This is a genomic window from Caldanaerobius fijiensis DSM 17918 (genome assembly GCF_900129075.1).
GTDB lineage: Bacteria > Bacillota > Thermoanaerobacteria > Thermoanaerobacterales > Caldanaerobiaceae > Caldanaerobius > Caldanaerobius fijiensis.
In genome coordinates this window covers 1-18,155 of sequence record NZ_FQVH01000041.1, presented here as the reverse complement: position 1 = coordinate 18,155, position 18,155 = coordinate 1, and the positions used below count along the sequence as shown (strand labels likewise).

Genomic DNA, 18,155 nt, shown 5'->3' with positions numbered 1-18,155 from the left:
AAGGATACACGCAAAAGAGTATGCTGATTTTTACTGCAAGAAGTACAATGAGGTTACCAAACACCAGCATAAGAGAGCCCTCGTCTTAACGGCACGTAAGCTTGTAAGACTGGTCTTTGCCTTGCTGAGCAAAGGCCAAATCTACCAACCGGGAGGTAATGGATAGATTTAGTAAATACATTTAACTGAATATCAGCTAAGTTTCCTTCCATTATTATCCAATATATGGTGGGTTTATTAAGTGTTGCCTTTTTTAGAGTTTTTGAGGCCTTTATTTTTCAAGGTTCCAAAAAATACTACTTGACATTACACCGCTTGTCTTATATTTGAGAGAACACCATAAACGCTCAACAAATATATTGTCTAAAGCTCTCCCTTTGCCGGATTTGAGATAAGATCTTCTCTTCTTTCAAAATTTCTAGAAAAACTTTGGATTTAAACTCTGGTGAATATGCCTTTTTCATACTTTTATTTTATCATATTTCTTAAAATCGATGATTTTTTATCTTAACTTATGGGTTCATTATACTCCATCAGGCGATTCTGTGTACCTCTGCTAATTAAAATGCAAAATAATAGATTCCAATTTCTTTTTTAAATTACTAGAAACAAATGCCACATATCCCAAATAATTTCTAAAAATTTCAAAAGCCCATTCAGAAATATCTCTTTAATAATCTTAGATGTATGCAAAAAATCAGCACGGCTTACAGAAATTTGTTTTAATCTTTCATCAACGCCTTTTTTCAAATTCCGCAATATTCATATAACGCCTCCACTTTAACTAGAGGTGATTACATCGCAAAATAATAATACCATTAATTACTATATATATTAATATTAACCTTACTTTCTCTCTATAAAAAGCAAAACTTTTGTCCTTATCATTTGAGAATAACTTTACCACTTCTCTTAAATTTTTTCAAATCTTCTATTGTTTCCATGTATAACTCTGGTAAGTTCAATAAAGATAATTGTTCCAGATCAAAAAATCGTGCATCTAAAGTTTCATCCGTTTGTTCCTTTAATATTCCAGACCATTTAGTAACATGAAATACAAGAGCTAACATCTGGTATTCAAATCCCCAAGAAACGTAAGAATATTTTGGATCAGAATAAATAGCTATAAGTTCAGCTTCTTCTACCTCAATTCCTGTTTCTTCCTTTATCTCTCGTTTTAAGCCATCCAAAACAGATTCATTTATTTCTAAACTGCCCGCAGGCATAACCCATTTTCCATTATCCCTTCTTCTTACTAGTAGTACTCTATTTTCGCCATCTTGAATAATTCCCCTAACGCTCACATTTATTATCTTTTGATTGCCCATAGCATTTCTCAATCTACCTAAATACGATTCTTCCCATTTCATCATTCCCATCACCATAATTTGCTATTGTCTTGATGTCATTATATCACAACAAACGATTATATTTATTATAAAAATAAAAGGGAGATATCCTACTATCAATTTATAAGCAAATCCCCTCTTAAAAGGGGATTTGTAAAAAGTATCAATTATTTTTGATTGGCATCTACCCAATCCTTGGCGTCTCTTACAGCGGTCTCTGAAGGTATAGCAACATTTGATACAGGTTTTACCTTTTGTATATCGGCCCATGCCGCCGTCTCGTGTTTTTCAATGGCTTTGGGTATATTGGTATGCTTATCTTTTTTTTGTTTACCCATAGGGATAACAACCTCCTCAAGGTTATTATATTCAAATCTCTAAACTTCATCCGCTTATTAGCAATAGCTTTTTTAAGAATTTATAAGTTAATTATAAAAGTTTATTATAATTACCATAAACATTTATTATTGGACTGGGAACTTTACAAGTGTTATACTTTTGTCAAAGTAAATTATTCTTCAAAAAAGTTAAAGGGCTATTAAGCTGATGTATTGAGGAGGAAGAATATGAGTTACTGTGTAAACGTTAAAAGAATGGATGAAATCCTGAAAAAACTGCAAAAAGAGTACAAGGTATATGCCCCTGTCCGCTTTGAAAAGCGCGGCCGTTATTCTGACACCGATTTGATTCGATACGCAGAAATAAACTCCATTAAGGATGTAGTCTACGATGAGAAATCAGATTTTTCACCAAAGGAAGTGATATATCCGATTACCCAGGCACTATTCTATTTTACCGAGTATGAATACATGGAAAGCAAGGTGGATGACAAAAAGATTCTGATATTCGCCCGACCCTGTGATATAAATGGATTTAGACGACTTGATACTATTTTTCTCAAAAACGGGGGAACAGAAGATATCTACTACAAGCGTTTGCGAGAAAAAGTAAAATTTATTTTAATGGAATGCAAAGAGGGCTGGGATAGTTGCTTCTGTGTCTCAATGGGTTCCAATAAAACCGATAACTATAGCTTAGCTGTTAGATTTGACGATGATAACATATTAATCGAAGTAAAAGATGACGAATTTATCAATTTATTTGCCAATGAAAAAGAAGTAGAATTTACCCCTGAATTCGTCACCTCTAATCCGACAAAAGTTAACATCCCTGAAATTGATAGCCAGGAAATGTTAGAGAAAATCTACGACCTCGATATGTGGAAAAGTTATAATTCTAGGTGCATAAGCTGTGGAGCCTGTAACGCGGTATGTATAACCTGTAGCTGTTTTAACACATTAGACGTAACATACACCGAAAACGGAAAAGTTGGTGAGAGGAGAAGGGTTCAGGCCAGCTGTATGCACGAAGATTTCACGACAATGGCAGGTGGACTGAGCTTCAGGAAAACCGCGGGAGAGCGGATGAGATTCAGAACCCTGCATAAAATTTATGATTATAAAGCCCGCTTCAAAGATGAGCACATGTGCGTAGGATGCGGACGATGTGATGAAAGATGTCCTGAACTAATATCCTTTCCTGCTACCATTAATCGCCTGTATAATGAAGTAGAAAAGTGGAAAAAAGGAGGTAAAGTAAATGAGTGAAAATATAATGCTTCCAGTTCCCCATAAAATAATCGATATCATACACGAAACAGAAAATGAATATACTTTCAGGGTAGAGACCAATGCAAAGGTAAAGCATGGACAATTCTTTCAGGTGTCTTTACCTAAAATCGGAGAAGGTCCTATATCGGTAAGTTCTATGGGAGAAAATTGGGTAGAACTCACCATACGAAAAGTAGGAAAACTCACCAATGAAATATTCAATTTAAAACCCGGCGACAAGATATTTATGCGAGGCCCTTATGGTAATTCATTCCCTGTAGATGATTTTAAGGGTAAAGATTTGGTGGTCATCGCCGGTGGTACCGGGGTTTCTCCTGTCAGAAGCCTTTTAAAGTATTTTTATGAACATCCAGATGAAATACACTCTCTGCATTTCATTGCGGGATTTAAGGACGAAAAGAGTATACTTTTCAAAGAGGATTTAAATAATTTTAGAAGCAGGTTTAACACAATTTATACTCTTGATAAAGATAAGATAGAAGGCTTTGAGGTCGGCCTTGTTACAGAACACATTAAGAAAATACCATTTGACAGCTTTGAGAATTACAATGTAGTAATCGTAGGTCCTCCTGTTATGATGCACTTTGCCGCTTTAGAATGTTTAAAGAACGGAGTACCTGAAGATAAAATCTGGTTGTCTTTTGAAAGGAAAATGTCCTGTGGCGTCGGCAAGTGTGGCCATTGCAAGATAAATGAGACATATGTTTGCCTGGAAGGGCCTGTCTTTAATTATACTAAAGCAAAAAATCTGTTGGATTAATCGGAGGGATAATTATATGAGTTACGATATAGATGTAAAAAAGGTTCGAAGAAATTGCTATCGTCAGTCAAAAGTGCGCGGTGAGTTCATGCTCCAGATGCGCGTTCCCGGCGGTGTTATAGATGCCAAATATCTATCATTTTTTCAGCATATCGCAGAAACCTGGGGAAACGGAGAATTTCACCTGGGAGTCAGGCAGACCATTTCAATACCAGGGATCAAATATGAGTATATAGATGAGGTTAACAAATATATAAGACCATATATCGAAGAAATTGAAGTAAATTTATGCGGTGTCGATATGGTAGTTGATGACAACGGGTATCCAACTATAGGCGCTCGTAATATAATGGCTTGCATAGGAAATCGCCACTGTATAAAAGCCAATATTGATACAACTGACCTTGCCAGAAAGATAGAAAAAGTCATATTCCCCAGCGACTATCATATAAAGATAAGCATAGCAGGATGTCCTAACGACTGTGCTAAAGCTCATTTCAATGATTTTGGCATAATCGGCATTACAAAAACAGAGTACGATTATGAACGCTGTATAGGGTGCAAAAAATGTGTAGAAGCATGTGCCCATCATGCCACAGGTGTGCTATCTGTAGAAAAAGGAAAGATCGTAAAGGATACCTGCTGCTGCGTTGGGTGTGGCGAATGCGTACTGGTATGTCCAACCGGTGCATGGACCAGAAATCCCAAAAAATTCTACAGGGTATTGATCGGCGGCAGAACCGGGAAACAAACACCTCGTATGGGCAAAATCTTTTTAAACTGGGTTACAGAAGATGTGGTTTTAGGTGTACTTAAAAACTGGGAAGCATTTTCTGCTTATGTTATGAACAACAAACCCGAATACATCCATGGCGGACACCTCATTGACAGAGCTGGATATAATAAATTCAAAGAAATGATATTAAAAGATGTTAAGTTGAATCCAGAAGCTATGGTAGCTCAAAGGGTATTGTGGACAGAAACCGAATACAGGTCTAATTTTAATGTAAAACCCGTAACCCAGGTTTAATATCAAAATAACAATATATCATGCAAACTGAAGACTATAAAGTTCCTTATACAATCCCTCATTGTGGAGCAATTCACTGTGTTTGCCATATTCTACTACTCTACCGTTGGATATGACATAAATAATATCGGCGTTTTGAATAGTTGAAAGCCTGTGGGCTACTACAATAGTAGTACGCCCTTCCATCAACACTTCCAGCGCTTTTTGCACCTGTTGCTCTGATTCTGAATCCAGAGAAGAAGTGGCTTCATCCAGCAACAATACAGGGGCATCTTTCAAAAGAGCACGAGCTATGGCTATCCTCTGCCTCTGACCACCTGATAGGCTGACTCCCCGTTCTCCCACCTCGGTATCATATCCTTTAGGAAATTGCATTATAAAATCGTGGGCGTAAGCAGCTTTAGCTGCTTCTACTATCTTGTCCATTGAGGCACCGGGTCTGCCATAGCCTATGTTCTCAGCAATAGTACCATTGAAAAGATAGTTATCCTGAGGCACATATGCAATCAATCGGCGCAACTGACTTAGTTTATAGTTGGATAGCGGTTTAGCAAAAAGGTGTATTTCGCCAGAATCAGGCTTATAAAAGTTGAGAAGCAGCTTAAACACCGTACTCTTGCCGCCGCCACTGGGGCCTACTAATGCCACCACATTACCTTCAGGTACTTTAAAGCTCAAGCCGTTGAGAACATAATTTCTGTTGTCATATGAAAAATATACATCTTTAAACTCTACAGCAATTCGCTTAGAACTATTTTCACTTGCAGTAACACTTACACGAAAATCCGATTTTTCTTCTACAACAATTGGCTCAACAGGCATATCCAGTATATCAAAAACCCGTTGAGCACCTGCCAACGATGCTTGTATCTGTGTCAGAAAATTGCCCACCGCGTTGAACATCCAAAAAAGTCCATTCATCATCTGGACTATCGCGATTGCTGTGCCAAAGGTTAACTCCCCATGTATAACCATTACAAGCTCTATCACAATAATACCAACAAAACTCATAAAGCCAAAAAATATACCTATAGCGTTGAGTTCAGCGTTTTGAATCGTACGCCTCATCGCCCAATTGTAAATCTGCACATTTATATCTGCATATTTTTGCACAATGGTTTTTGATATATTAAATAGCTTTATCACATGGGTACCTGCCAATATATCAGAGAGCTTTTGAGTGGCTTTTGACAGAGCTTTTTGGACCTCATCGCTGGTTTTTCTCAAGGGATTGGTAAACAGGGAATACACATAAGTATTGGCAAGACCTATCACTATAGCGATCAAGGCCACTTTCCAGTTCATATAAAATATGATTATACCTGAGCCAATACCCGATACCAACGACATCATAAGCATGAGCAATTGCCAGCTATAAGCGCTCTCAGCCGTCTGAACATCGTTAGTAAGCCTTGATATAAGGTCGCCTGAATGTTGGCCTTCTATATAGCTCATTTTTAATTTCTGAATATGCTCAAACAACCTTTTTCTTATATCAGCTGTAGTTTTTCTAGCGCAATAATCAAAAGCGTAAGAGACGAAGGGCGCAATAACCATTATAGCGAGTGGCCCAAAAACCAAGTACATTAAGCTTTTTAAAAGAAGAGCCCTATCATGTCGTACTGCTGCATCTGCTAAAAACTTGAGGCCTATCGATGCAAAATAGTTAAATGCCAAAGATTGAAAGCTGCTGATTATTAGAGTTGGAATATATAATGCCAACCTCGGACCCATATAAGACAGAAGCCTCAGCAGCCTGTTGTTTTTAAGTATCACATCTAAACCCCCCTTAATAAATGCTCGCTAAATGCCCGCCTTAATATACCAGCCTTTAATTCACTAATGATTGTTATGCCACACCATTAGCTTCTTCATCCAGCTGATATTGCTTTAAATAAAGCTGTCTGTAAAGGCTATCACTATTGTAGAGTTCATCATGGGTCCCCGTTTCTACAATTTTACCATTGTTCATTACCAAAATCCTATCGGCATTTTTTATGGTAGAAAGCCTGTGGGCGATCACCAGACTGGTTCTACCTTTCATCAAATCTTCAAGGGATTGCTGAATATAGTACTCCGATTCTGTATCCAGAGCCGATGTAGCTTCATCTAACAGCAGTATCGGCGCATTTTTGAGAATGGCCCTCGCGATAGCTATTCTTTGCCTTTGCCCTCCTGATAACTTCACGCCCCTTTCGCCGACCATAGTGTTATATTTATCTGGAAGATTCTCTATAAAATCATGTATACCTGCTAACCTTGCCGCCTCCTTTATCTCACTCTCCGATGCATCTTTTTTCCCATAAGCTATATTTTCATATATGCTATCTGGGAAAAGATATGTATCCTGCGATACCACCGATATCAAATCGCGAACACCCTCTAAACTCCATTCTTCCATGTCGTGACCATAAATTAATATCCTACCTGTCGTTGGCTTATAAAAACCCGTTATAAGCTTTAACACCGTGCTTTTGCCACAACCACTGGGCCCTACAAGAGCCACGGTTTCACCGCTATATATCTCAAAGCTCAAGTGATCAAAAAGCAATTTTTCATTTTCGTTGTAAGAAAAACACACATTATCAAAGGATATCGCCGCCGCATTTTTATCCACAGAAAATACCTTGCCGTCAGATCTCTCCTGCGGTTCGTCCCACACTTCAAAAATTCTTCTGGCTGCAGCAGTCGTGGATCTAAAAGAGCTTATCAGCCTGGGTATCAATGTAATAGGATTTACAACAAAATTTAATAGGTTTATAAAAGCCAAAACACCACCAAATGTCATCTGATTGTTTATAGCCAGATACCCGCCATAGGCAAAAGTAACCATAAAAGGTGCCATCTGCATGAAAGCTCTTACAGGCTCTAAAACAGCCTGCACCTTCGCAACTTTCAAAGCCTTACTCAGCGCCTTATCTACAGCGTCGTTATATTTTCTAAGCATAACACCCTCAAGGGTAAAAGATTTGGTAACTACAAGACCCGATATAGAATCCTGAGCAATAGAATTAACATTCGATAAAGACTCCTGCTGACTTTTGGTGTATTTCTCTATAGGCTCGCTCAGCTTTATTGTAAGCCACATAAGTAATGGTACTGCTACAATACTAAATAGGGTCAACTTCCAGCTTATAATAAATACATATATGACAGCTGCTATAAATGTCAGAGGCTGTGATATTAACTCGCTTAAACTCCCTTGAAGAAATCCCTGTAGCAGGGAAATATCATTGGTAAGCCTTGAAACAAGGTCACCTGATGGATGTTTTTCAAGATATGAAACCGGCAGCTTACTTATATGCTCTGTGGTATGTTGTCTGATATCATAAAGGCTCTTCTCAGAAAATCTTCCTGTAGCATAAGTCCTCAGCATAGATACGGGTATTTCCACTACCATAGCCGCTATTACAAGGTATAGATATTTCGAAAGTTGCCCCATAGCATGGGATAATGTAGCATCTATCGCTCCTTTTAACGCGTAAGCATTCAAAATATTAAGACCCGCTAAAACAAGAGACGTAATGACCATTAAAATCAGCCAAACCATGTGAGGCCTAATAAAAAGCAACAAACGTTTTATCACCTTCCATGATACAACATCCCTCTCTTGAGCTTCAGTCATTTGACAAATCCCCCCTTAATTACTTGACCTACCTTATATCATGATTACACATTAATATATTTAACCTATTGCTTAATATAATTTAATTTCATTATAATATTTATTAAAATAAAAATCAAGCAAATTATTAATTGCCTTAAGTTTGCAATTTGAATGCTGCAAAATTATTTAAATCCAAAATCGGAAGTAAGCTGTTTGTCTGTAAATATAGAGAAATCATTACATATGTGTTACAATAATGTAAAGTGAAGAATATGGCAAATGTGTACTGCGGTAAAAGAGGTGAATGTATGGAAAAAATCATTAATAATAACATAGAAGTAGAAAAGGCTATCCTTGTAGCAGCAATATTGAATGACTCAGATAAAGAAAGCATAGAGGAATTAAAAGAGCTGGCAAAGACTGCTGGAGCTGAAGTTGTTGGAGAAGTGATTCAACAGCGCCATGTCATCGATAAAGCTTTTTATATCGGAAGGGGTAAAATTGAAGAGGTAAAACATTACATTGACGCTACCAACGCCAATTTAGTCATCTGTAACGATGAACTAAGCGGCATACAGCTTAAGAATATTGAAGATGCACTTGGGGTAAAGGTCATAGACAGAACCAATTTAATTCTCGATATTTTTGCAAAAAGGGCCAGATCAAAGGAAGGTATGCTGCAGGTTGAACTGGCACAGCTTAAATATCGCCTTCCACGGCTTATAGGTATAGGCACTGAATTATCTCGCTTGGGTGGCGGTATAGGTACACGAGGTCCTGGCGAAACAAAGCTTGAAACCGATAGAAGGCATATTAGAAACAGAATAAAAGCCATTGAAAAACAACTCGATGAAATAAAAAAGCACAGAAATTTACTCAGGGAGAGACGAAGGAAAAATGAGATACCTATAGTAGCAATAGTCGGATATACAAATGCCGGTAAATCCTCTCTTATCAACGCTCTTACCGATGCCAACGTATACGTTGAAGATAAACTTTTTGCCACTCTGGACCCAACGTCCAGAAGGCTTACCTTGCCTTCGGGAAGGAATGTCATAATAACCGATACAGTCGGGTTTATTCGAAAGCTTCCCCATGACCTCGTTGAGGCATTTAAATCCACGCTGGAAGAAGCAAAATACGCCGATATCCTGCTCCATGTAATAGATATTACCTCAAAGGACATGGAAGAAAAAATAAAAGTGGTTCAAAATGTGCTGTACGATCTGGGAGCTGCTGAAAAGCCAATATTAAATGTGTACAACAAGATAGACTTATTAGACTTTGTGCCGCAAAATGATGATAAACACATTTATATATCCGCCAAAGAAAAAATAGGTCTGGATGTTTTATTAAAAGCAATAGATGACCTGGTATTCACAGATGTTGAGATTATTGAATTTAATATTCCTTATAAAAATATAAGCGAATATAACTATTTAAAGGAAAATGCAAAAATTATTGAAGAAAAATATGGCGAGAAAGGAATCTATGTAAAGGCAGAAGTGAGACCAAGCATCAAATATAAATTAAAAGGCTTTATTTTGTAGATACAGTTTTTGGAGGTATTTATATGAAAAATGTCATTGAAATCAATAAATTGACCAAGTACTATGGTAGATCCAGAGGCATAATTGATGTCAGTTTTAATGTCAAAGAAGGCGAGGTATTTGGCTTCATTGGCCCGAATGGAGCGGGAAAATCCACAACAATAAGGACTCTATTAGGCTTTTTGCATCCTACCAGTGGCAGTGCCAAGATATTTGATATGGATTGCACAAATGAATCGCATAAAATAAAAATGAACCTGGGCTATATTCCTTCAGAAGTAAATTATTATGATGATATGAAAATTAAAGACATCCTTCAGTATTCCGCAAAATTTTATAAAAAAGACTGTAGCAAGAGGATAAATTATCTCAGCGACGTATTTGAAGTGCCCCTTAATAAAAGGATAGAAGAGCTATCATTTGGTAATAAGAAAAAGGTGGCCATCATACAGGCACTTTTGCATGAGCCGAAACTATTGATACTGGACGAACCCACAGTGGGCCTTGATCCTCTTATGCAAAACAGATTTTTTGAGGTCTTAAGAGAAGAAAACAAAAAAGGAGTAACTATATTCTTCTCTTCCCATATATTGAGCGAAGTCCAAAAACTGTGCACCCGAGTAGCGATTATAAAAGAAGGGAAAATTCTAAAGGTTGAAGAAATGGAGAAGCTGATGTCAGATAATTTTAAGCGAATAAAACTAGAATTTAGCAAAATCGAAATGGTTGATCACATTAAAATACCAGGGATGGTGAGTATAAGTAAAAACGAACGGTTTGTCGAATTTCTCTACATCGGTAAAATAAATGATCTTATTAAACAACTTGTTCAATATGATATTGAAAATCTATCAATAGAAGATCCATCCCTTGAAGAAATATTCATGCATTATTATGAAAAAGAGGTAGGTTAATATGAACATATTTTTTAGAGAATTAAAAAGGAATATTAAAAGCTTTATAATATGGACAGCATCTATGGTTTCATTAAATGCTTTATTAATACTTTTTTATCCAACTATTGCCGAACAATCTAAACAATTTGAAGCCATCCTGAAAGCATATCCCAAAGCGCTTTTAGCTGCTTTCAATATGAATAGACTGAGTTTCAGCAATATATTGGGATATTACGGTACAGAAGCATATACGTTCATCATGCTTTTTGGAAGTATATATGCGATGATTCTAGCCTCCAGCATATTATCAAAAGAAGAAAGCGAAAAAACTATTGAATTTCTGCTTTCAAAACCCATAACCCGTTCAGATGTGGTTACAGGTAAACTCCTTTGCACAGGGCTTTATATATTTTTATTTGATCTGATATTTTCTTTAACAAATTACATGTTTTTTGAAATAGTCAAAAAAAGCAGCTACGATATGAAAGCCTTCTTGCTCATATCGGCTGGCCCTCTATTAGCCCATCTGACGTTTGCGGCAATAGGATTTTTAATTTCCACTTTTGTAATAAAAGCCAAAACCACCATGTCCATTTCACTAGGCGTCGTCCTGGGAAGTTATTTTTTGAGTATTGCCTCAGGTTTAACAGATAAACTAGAAAATTTAAAATACCTTACGCCATTTAAGTACGTTGATGCAGCTGATTTGATACTTAATAAGAGAATAGACAGTATATATATGTGGATTATGTTTATAGTGGTCGTCGTATCCATATCAGCAGCGTACATAATATATAATCGAAAGGATATAATAGCTTAAGATTATATCCTTTCGATTAATAATCTCTTTATTTCCTCTTAGCATATGTACTATCATTACCTTAATTTACATCTCCCAGGTATACCTTATCAAAAAAAATGCCTTCTGGCGTAACTGCAGACTTTAATACACTTGGGTAAATCCTGTATTCGTTTAATCTGGACAGTTGGATCCATTCGATGCCAATCTGCCATACATCAGGTACATTGCCTGTCTTTAGATCCCCTATTGGCGATTTTAAAGCGCAACTAAATATAAATTCAATTTGGTGTATATCTGAATCCCATTCTGCAAATTCATGGTTTTTGCCGATATACTCCCGTACAAATAATAAATCGCCTATTGCTATTTCCGCGGAAATCTCCTCCTGGCATTCCCTTTTTAGAGCATCTACAATTGTTTCTCCCGGTTCCTGTCCCCCGCCAGGAAGTAAATAAAAAATGCCAAATTGATCTTTATTCTTTGTACACAGCAATTTGCCATCCTGTATGATAAGAGCTTTTGCAGAATTTCGTATTGGTTTCATATCCAAATTACCACCCCCTCCCCTCTATGCAGGTTTACAATCATTTGAGGATATCAGAATTTTGTGTCTTCAAGTAAGCGTGTTATAATTATATTATACCGTATAGATTGCTGTTTTGGTATGTGAAAAGCGGAATTAAAAAAGAAAGAAAGAGGGGAGAATAATGGAAAAGTATGGTTTTAATTTTCAATGGATGTATGTTTGGGAGGAAGGAAAGAAACCGCAGCCGCCAGATAAGCGCGCATTGGATTTTTTAGCAGAAATGGGATTTAACTTTGTCAGAATACCCACCGATTATCGGTTTTGGACGAAAAATTTCGACTATTTCCATCCCGATGAGCAAGTTTTCGAGTATATTGATTCATACTTGCACGAATGCCAGTCGCGCAACATACACATGTGTTTAAATTTACACAGAGCACCAGGTTATTGTATAAATCGCAACGATATAGAGCGGGATAACCTCTGGCAGGATAAAATAGCACAGGATGGTTTTGTCTTTCAATGGGAACTCTTTGCTAAGAGATACAAAGGAATTTCCAGCAAATATCTTAGCTTTGATCTTGTAAATGAACCGCCAAACATTGGCCAATACGGAATGACCCGTGAAAATCACGCGGCTATAATAACCCGTACGGTGAATGCTATACGTCAGATAGATCCAGATCGTGAAATCGTCATAGACGGTCTGGGTGGAGGCAACATCGCCATGCCCGAGCTGGCTGATTTAGGCGTTATCCACAGTGGCAGAGGTTATCAACCCATGGCTTTAACACACTACCAGGCGATGTGGTGGGATGGTTATAAAGGGTTACCAGAACCAACATATCCTGATCTGGTTTGGGGCGGTAAGGTGTGGAATAAAGAAACCTTGCGGGATTATTATAAACCATGGCTGGAGCTACAGCAGAGAGGGGTTAAAGTACATATCGGTGAATTTGGGTGCTTTAATAAGACACCCAACGATGTCGCCTTGCGTTGGTTTAAAGATCTTTTAAGCCTGTATAAAGAATTTAAATGGGGATACTCCCTGTGGAATTTTGAGGGACCTTTTGGAATTGTAGAGCATGGGCGGCCAGGTGCCAAATATGAACACTATCATGGATTTAATGTCGATAGAGAATTGCTGGACCTCCTTTTAGAGAATATGTGCAGATAAAATAGACAAGAAAAAGGGGAAATTGTAAATCCCCTTTTTAAAATCCCTTTTTGTAACTTAATAATACTTACTATTTACTATAAAGCCGATCTACTTTAAATAAATACTTTCTGTTTACGCATTTACAGCTTTTTTGTCCTGATACCTTTCTGCTTGCATTTTAAATAATTTTGCGTACTCACCATTCTTTTCCATTAATTGCTGGTGGTTACCTATTTCCTTAATTTTGCCGTTGTCTAAAAATATTATTTTTGTAGCCAGAGTGGTGCTGGATAGCCTGTGGGATACAAATACAGTGGTCTTGTCGCCTTTTAACTGCTCAAATTGCTGGTATACTTCATATTCCGCTTGGGGGTCCAAAGACGCCGTAGGTTCATCCAAAATAAGCACATCTGCCTGCCTGAAAAACGCTCTTGCTATAGACACCTTCTGCCATTGTCCTATAGATAGGTCAACGCCATCAAGCTCAAAATTCCTTGTGAGATGGGTTTTATATCCCTTGGGCAATTTTTCTGCAAATTCGTCCACTCCGCATTTTTTTGCTGCCTCTCTTATCATATCTTCATCTTCAACATTCTCAATCTTACCAAAGCCAATGTTCTCTCCCAACGTAAAGGCGTAATGGCAAAAATCTTGAAAAACTACGCCGAAAATGGACTGAAGCTCTTTTCTGTTGTATTCTTTTATGTCCTTTCCATCTATGAGTATACGTCCTTCCGTAGGATCATAAAGGCCAATCATCAGCTTTATAAGCGTCGTCTTACCTGCTCCATTCAATCCAACCAGCGCTACAGTCTGCCCGGGATCTATTTTCAGATTTATATTTTTAAGGGCGTATCTATCACTCCCAGGATATTTGAAAGATACATCCACAAATTCTATAGTATGCTGTCCTTTCTTTAATGGAGCATATTGGACTTTCGAATTTTGCTGCGACGTTTGCGGTGCTCCCTTTAAAAAGGATATCAGATTGCCCATAAAAAGCATACCTTCATAAAGAAATCCCGAAACAAATAATATGCTATTTAAGCTTGCTCTCATATCTGTTAAAGCGCCAAAGTACATCGTAAAATCGCCAATGCTTATTTTTCCTCTTAACGCGTCAGCCCCTATCATTAAGCTGGCAACACCTACGCTTAAAAACGAAACCGCCAGTGCTATTGTAGAATATATGCTCTGCCATGTTATAACCCTGCTGTAGTCCTTTATGTATTCTTTAAATACGCTTAAGTATCGACCAATAAAGTATCCGCCCAGATCAAAAAGCCTTACCTCTTTGGCATAATCCTTTAAAGTCAACAGATTAGCTATGTAATCAAGCTTGCGCCTTTCCTTTGACTTAGAACTCATAATACTGAATATCTTTTTTCGAAACCTATTATCAACGATGCTGGCAGGTATAGACAGGATTATAACAAGTAACATAACTAAAACACTATATCTTGATATCACTGCAGCAAAACCTAAAAAGGTTATTAAAGTACTCAAAAAGCCAAAAGCATTAGACATGATGCTCATCGGCCTGTAGCCCGCTTCACGATTTGCATTTTCCATACTATTATAAAATTCAGGCATATCAAAGTAAATATAATCCACATCTTTAGCCTTATTCATTATCTGTATCCTTATGTGGCTTGCCAGTATATCGCCGAACACAGTATCTATCAGCTGACTAATGTTAGTAATAACAAATTTTATAAACAATATCCCTATCTGAAGTACTACATAAAAAATAATTCTTCTATAGTAAGGCTGAAAATCTCCCGCCCGGATCCCTGCAACTATGGCATCTACGATGAGCTTGGTAAGATAAACTGCGACAACCGGTTGCAAGCCGTTAAAAAGTGTCGTGAGTACTTTCAATAAATATATCGCAGGACTGGTATCCCATATGAGTTTAAAAGTATAAAAAAATCTGTAAAGAAAAGTCTTTGTTTTACTATACATCGTATAAAACCTCCCCCATTTGCCTTACAATCAGCAATAAATGCTAATTAAATATTAACATAAATAGTAAGTCCTTACTATCATAATTATAATTTTTTTTATGTATGTCAAGGTTTAAAATTAGGATCTTCGATCCGTAATTTATAATATTTACAAAAATAGCTTGTTTGCGAAAAAATTCAATAACATCGGCAAGCGACTTTTAGGGAACATCTAAATCACGAATCACAGATTAAGATGTTTGATGACTAAAATATGGTATAATTATTTTTAGCAATATATCCTTCGAATATTAATAAAATATAAAAAAGGAGTAAAGTTTATGATAATTAAAGTCGCACTGCTGCAAATGTTTCCTCATGGAAACAATCAACGAAAAAACCTTGAAAAAGGTGATGAATTTTGCCGCAAGGCCAGCAAATTGGGTGCTGATATAGCCCTTTTCCCCGAGATGTGGAATATCGGCTACACACCCTATCATCACGAAGTTTGGGAACACGACTACGACCCCTTCAACCCTAAATACCCGAAATTGAGAGAAAAATGGAAGGAACAGGCTATAAACCAGAATGACGATTTTATTGTGCACTTCACTAATCTGGCCAGAGAATTAGATATGGCCATTGCAATAACTTATCTGGAAAAATGGCCTGGTTTGCCGAGAAATTCAATAGCACTCATAGATAGGCACGGCAAGATTGTCATGACATATGCCAAAGTCCATACATGCGACTTTTCTTTAGAGGCAGCGTGCACGCCAGGTGAAGATTTCTATGTATGCGATTTAAATACAAAAAGCGGCGATATAAAAGTCGGAGCCATGATATGCTACGACAGGGAATTCCCCGAAAGCGCAAGGATACTGATGCTAAAAGGTGCTGAGATTATATTAATACCTAACGCCTGTGAAATGGACATTAACCGAACTGCTCAACTAAGGGCGAGAGCTTTTGAAAATATGGTGGCAATTGCCCTGGCAAACTATGCAGGTGAAGAACATGGAAATTCCATGGCGTACGATGGAATGGCATATGACGAAAATGGCAAATCAAGAGATATGCTTGTCATCAAGGCCGGAAAAAACGAGGGAATATATATAGCAGAGTTTGATATCGATAAATTGCGAGATTATAGAAGTCGGGAAACTTGGGGAAATGCATTCAGAAAACCCGATCGATATACGATGCTTATATCACCCGAGGTAAATGAACCTTTCATAAGAAAAGAAGCGCGAAGATAAAGTTTTTTCCATACAATGGTTACTCCCTCAAAAGCCCTATCCCTATGGTAAAAAACACGACTGCAAATCCCAAAAGAATCAGCACAGGCATAAGTATAATTGTAAAATCCCCTCCTCCAAGTACCAGGGAAGCTATTCCTTTCATAGCCCAGTACTGAGGCATGAATAAAGCTAATTTTTGCATAAAATCAGGCATGATATCAACCGGCCAATAGATACCGCTGATCATAGAAGTAGGTACTATGACTATTGGTCCTAAGGCACCTAGCTGAGCATAGGTCCTGACAAAGCCCGAAAGCATAAGACCCAGCCCCATGACAGCCAACAAAAAAGCGCTCATAACTATAAAAAGGAGAAAGTATGAATTTCCCCAGTAGGTATTAAATAAAATTGAAGTCAAAACCACCAATATAAACATCTGTATATATCCCTGTGCGAAAACTCCCAGAAAATGTCCTCCCAGTATCTCAAATGGGGATGTTGGAGTAGAAAGCAGTCTTCCCCATGTACCCTCTTTCTTTTCCTGTAAAATTGCACCCATAGCAAATGTGATCATAAACATCACAAACATTACTACAAACCCTACATTGGGCGAATAAGACTTCTTATCATTTTGCCTTACTGTGTTTTTCGTTATCTCTTCAACTTTTACAGTGGCTGCAGGTTTATTTAATTTTGCAAGGGTTTCTGTATATACATTGTCGAAAATCCCCCCGTCTTTTAGCTGTTTTTTAACGGTATCTGCGGTGATATAGGCCGTCCTTATCTTGGATATATAGCCGTTCATAATCGTTGATATAGTGGTAGCGCTCTGATTTTCACCCAATTTGACAACCTGTATTTTAGCTTTTGCACTGGTTTCGATACGCTTTGAGAATCCCTTTGGGATGATATAGCCTACTTCCACATCAGCATTTGTGAACTACATCGCCAATGAATTGGCGCGCTTCGTGCTCCCGATGAAACCTCGATAAAAGTCCCATCGGTACGCAACTGGGGTGTCCAACCCCACTACTGCCGTGATAGGTCTTCCTATCCTTCGCAGATACTTTTTCATTATGTTATATGCTCCTACACAATCAGCATTGAGTAGTCTGTTTTCAATAATATACAGCCCTCTTTGTTTGCGGTTTGTTTTCTTCGCGGTTTTTTCACTTACTTCTTCTTCATAAGGACTGCATTGGCTTGTGTAGCTTTCTTCTTGTTTTTCTACCCTTATTCCTTTATCTTCTGCTTTGTATGTTATCAAGCTTTCTATTCTCTTAAATGGCCATTTGTGGAATTTTTGATTGTTTATATGTCCCATATCTTTGTTCTCTCGTATGTAAGTTATATCCCCTATTATTATTTTTGTTACACCTTCTTTTTCTGCAAGTTCTATAACTTTTTTTGCGGCGGCATGAAGTAGATGGTTTATCTGTTTCTTTCTCTTTGCATATAATTTCTGTATTCTCTTCGTGTCTTTGGGGTATTTGTTTCCACTCGCTGATTGCTGAGCATATGCTATGGATTGATAATATGCTATCTTTTTGTCATAATATCTGTTTATGCTTAATAATTGCCTCCCTGATATGATAAATGTTTTCCCTGTTGTTATATAGCATGTCATAAGGTTATTTATACCCAAATCTATGCTCATG

General features: G+C 37.4%; 16 protein-coding genes and 1 pseudogene. 9 read left to right on the top strand and 8 right to left on the bottom strand.

Going from position 1 to position 18,155, the window contains the following annotated elements; genetic code table 11:
* A pseudogene (locus tag BUB87_RS14215) lies at positions 1-166 on the top strand (IS110 family transposase); the annotation flags it as partial.
* Positions 167-884: 718 nt separating this feature from the next.
* Here the strand turns inward: BUB87_RS14215 and BUB87_RS12260 are convergent.
* Entirely contained in the window at positions 885-1,370 is a 486-nt protein-coding gene (locus BUB87_RS12260) for an NUDIX domain-containing protein (RefSeq protein WP_159432414.1), read from the bottom strand.
* A gap of 146 nt (positions 1,371-1,516) precedes the next feature.
* On the bottom strand, positions 1,517-1,687 hold the full coding sequence (locus BUB87_RS12255) for a CDIF630_02480 family spore surface protein (protein ID WP_073345904.1): 171 nt from the start codon (positions 1,685-1,687) through the stop codon (positions 1,517-1,519).
* A 228-nt stretch (positions 1,688-1,915) separates the two neighbouring features.
* Here BUB87_RS12255 and asrA point away from each other — a divergent pair, with 228 nt between their 5' ends.
* From asrA to asrC, 3 genes are read left to right on the top strand one after another with little or no spacing between them, the layout of a single operon-like run.
* Positions 1,916-2,956, top strand: a complete 1,041-nt coding sequence (gene asrA / locus BUB87_RS12250; protein WP_073345902.1) for an anaerobic sulfite reductase subunit AsrA — start codon at positions 1,916-1,918, stop codon at positions 2,954-2,956.
* The gene (gene asrB / locus BUB87_RS12245) at positions 2,949-3,740 is read left to right on the top strand and encodes an anaerobic sulfite reductase subunit AsrB (RefSeq protein ID WP_073345899.1); all 792 of its coding nucleotides are present in this window, start codon (positions 2,949-2,951) and stop codon (positions 3,738-3,740) included. The genes asrA and asrB overlap by 8 nt, the downstream gene beginning before the upstream one ends.
* 16 nt (positions 3,741-3,756) lie before the next feature.
* The gene (gene asrC, locus BUB87_RS12240) at positions 3,757-4,770 is read left to right on the top strand and encodes a sulfite reductase subunit C (RefSeq protein ID WP_073345896.1); all 1,014 of its coding nucleotides are present in this window, start codon (positions 3,757-3,759) and stop codon (positions 4,768-4,770) included.
* Positions 4,771-4,788: 18 nt separating this feature from the next.
* Here the strand turns inward: asrC and BUB87_RS12235 are convergent, their stop codons facing one another.
* A complete protein-coding gene (locus tag BUB87_RS12235; protein WP_084111294.1) occupies positions 4,789-6,546 on the bottom strand; it encodes an ABC transporter ATP-binding protein in 1,758 nt (585 codons plus the stop codon).
* Between the two features lie 73 nt (positions 6,547-6,619).
* Positions 6,620-8,395: an ABC transporter ATP-binding protein gene (locus BUB87_RS12230; RefSeq protein WP_073345894.1), complete on the bottom strand. Its 1,776-nt coding sequence runs from the start codon at positions 8,393-8,395 to the stop codon at positions 6,620-6,622.
* Positions 8,396-8,685: 290 nt separating this feature from the next.
* Here BUB87_RS12230 and hflX point away from each other — a divergent pair, with 290 nt between their 5' ends.
* From hflX to BUB87_RS12215, 3 genes are read left to right on the top strand one after another with little or no spacing between them, the layout of a single operon-like run.
* Positions 8,686-9,927, top strand: a complete 1,242-nt coding sequence (hflX, locus tag BUB87_RS12225) for a GTPase HflX (protein ID WP_073345892.1) — start codon at positions 8,686-8,688, stop codon at positions 9,925-9,927.
* A 23-nt stretch (positions 9,928-9,950) separates the two neighbouring features.
* Positions 9,951-10,841 carry an ABC transporter ATP-binding protein gene (locus tag BUB87_RS12220; RefSeq protein WP_073345889.1) on the top strand — a complete coding sequence of 297 codons (891 nt, stop codon included), beginning with the start codon at positions 9,951-9,953 and terminating at the stop codon, positions 10,839-10,841.
* Position 10,842: 1 nt separating this feature from the next.
* A complete protein-coding gene (locus tag BUB87_RS12215; protein ID WP_073345887.1) occupies positions 10,843-11,643 on the top strand; it encodes an ABC transporter permease subunit in 801 nt (266 codons plus the stop codon).
* A 61-nt stretch (positions 11,644-11,704) separates the two neighbouring features.
* On the opposite strand, the gene BUB87_RS12210 is transcribed toward BUB87_RS12215, so the two are convergent.
* Positions 11,705-12,169, bottom strand: coding sequence for an NUDIX domain-containing protein (locus BUB87_RS12210; RefSeq protein WP_073345907.1), 465 nt, complete (start codon positions 12,167-12,169; stop codon positions 11,705-11,707).
* Between the two features lie 163 nt (positions 12,170-12,332).
* Between BUB87_RS12210 and BUB87_RS12205 the strand changes: the two genes are divergently transcribed.
* Positions 12,333-13,328 carry a glycoside hydrolase family 5 protein gene (locus BUB87_RS12205; RefSeq protein ID WP_073345884.1) on the top strand — a complete coding sequence of 332 codons (996 nt, stop codon included), beginning with the start codon at positions 12,333-12,335 and terminating at the stop codon, positions 13,326-13,328.
* A 114-nt stretch (positions 13,329-13,442) separates the two neighbouring features.
* Here the strand turns inward: BUB87_RS12205 and BUB87_RS12200 are convergent, their stop codons facing one another.
* On the bottom strand, positions 13,443-15,275 hold the full coding sequence (locus BUB87_RS12200; protein WP_073345883.1) for an ABC transporter ATP-binding protein: 1,833 nt from the start codon (positions 15,273-15,275) through the stop codon (positions 13,443-13,445).
* Between the two features lie 322 nt (positions 15,276-15,597).
* On the opposite strand from BUB87_RS12200, the gene BUB87_RS12195 reads away from it, so the two are divergent.
* Positions 15,598-16,515 carry a carbon-nitrogen hydrolase family protein gene (locus tag BUB87_RS12195; RefSeq protein ID WP_073345880.1) on the top strand — a complete coding sequence of 306 codons (918 nt, stop codon included), beginning with the start codon at positions 15,598-15,600 and terminating at the stop codon, positions 16,513-16,515.
* A 19-nt stretch (positions 16,516-16,534) separates the two neighbouring features.
* On the opposite strand, the gene BUB87_RS12190 is transcribed toward BUB87_RS12195, so the two are convergent.
* The gene (locus BUB87_RS12190) at positions 16,535-17,422 is read right to left on the bottom strand and encodes an ABC transporter permease (protein WP_073345878.1); all 888 of its coding nucleotides are present in this window, start codon (positions 17,420-17,422) and stop codon (positions 16,535-16,537) included.
* 15 nt (positions 17,423-17,437) lie between these two features.
* A partial coding sequence (locus tag BUB87_RS12185; RefSeq protein WP_084111292.1) for an RNA-guided endonuclease TnpB family protein occupies positions 17,438-18,155 on the bottom strand: 718 nt, incomplete at its 5' end.